The sequence below is a fragment of the Planktotalea frisia genome (genome assembly GCF_001890925.1).
GTDB classification, from domain to species: domain Bacteria; phylum Pseudomonadota; class Alphaproteobacteria; order Rhodobacterales; family Rhodobacteraceae; genus Planktotalea; species Planktotalea frisia.
Window position 1 is genome coordinate 1 of record NZ_MLCB01000124.1, and the last position, 954, is coordinate 954.

General features: G+C 51.3%; 1 protein-coding gene. It reads right to left on the reverse strand.

Annotated elements, in window-relative coordinates; translation table 11 throughout:
- Positions 1-887, reverse strand: an 887-nt coding sequence (locus PFRI_RS08635; protein ID WP_175549243.1) for an IS481 family transposase, incomplete at its 3' end; no start/stop codon positions are given.
- Between the last annotated feature and the right edge of the window lie 67 nt (positions 888-954).

The window sequence follows — 954 nt, forward strand, 5'->3', positions numbered from 1 at the left end:
TTGTCTCTGAGAGCTTCGTAAGGGGTCTGGCCGTTATGCGCGCCGTGCGGTCTAGCGAAGTTGTAGAAGCGCTCCCATTCGTCGAGTTTAGCCTCCAGATCGACGTCACCTTTGTAGCTGAGAAGTTGATAGAACTCCTGCTGATCGGAACGGTGGGATCGTTCGACTTTGCCATTGAGTTGAGGAGTACCCCGTTTGATGTAGGCGTGCCTGTTTCCGAGGTCTTCGACATGCCAATGGAATTTGGCCTGGGACTCGTGACCGTTGTCGGTCCGCACCTCGCGAATGCGGAATGGAAACTTTTCGATGATGTGATCAATGAAGTCGATGGCGTTTGCCTGCGTATGCTTCTCGTAGATCTTGAGGGCGCGAACTCTGGTTGCATCGTCGATCGCTGTGTATTGGAACCGACGTACCTTTTCGCCGCTTTTTCCTTTGAAGGTCAGAAACTTAACGTCCACTTGAATGTGATGTCCTGGCACCTGCTTTTGATCGCGTTTGGTGTGCAGCTTGCGCATTCGTGTACCTCTGGGCAGCCGGTTAAGGCCGTTGCGCTTGAGGATGCGGTAGACACCGGCGTCTGAGATTTTGATGCCGTGATAGCGCGCCAAATACCAGACGATTCTTATTGGCCCGAGGTGATACTTTCGCCGCAGATAAAGTACTTTCTCGACGATCTCAGCGGGCGTTTGGTTGGCAAGATTTTTCGGAATCGATTTGGCATTCTTCAAGCCAGCTTCACCATGCTTTTGGTATGCATCACGCCATCTATAAAAACTGGACCTGCCGATCCCAAAATACCGGCAAGCTTTGCGGACGTTGCCGATCTTCTCGGCATGCTGGAGCACTTTAAGTTTGCGTTGAATGTCGCGTTCTTCGTTCGTCATGAATACTTCCTCCATCCCAAATCAGGGAATTTACAGGAAGTGTCCCGAGAGTCCGTACATATCTACA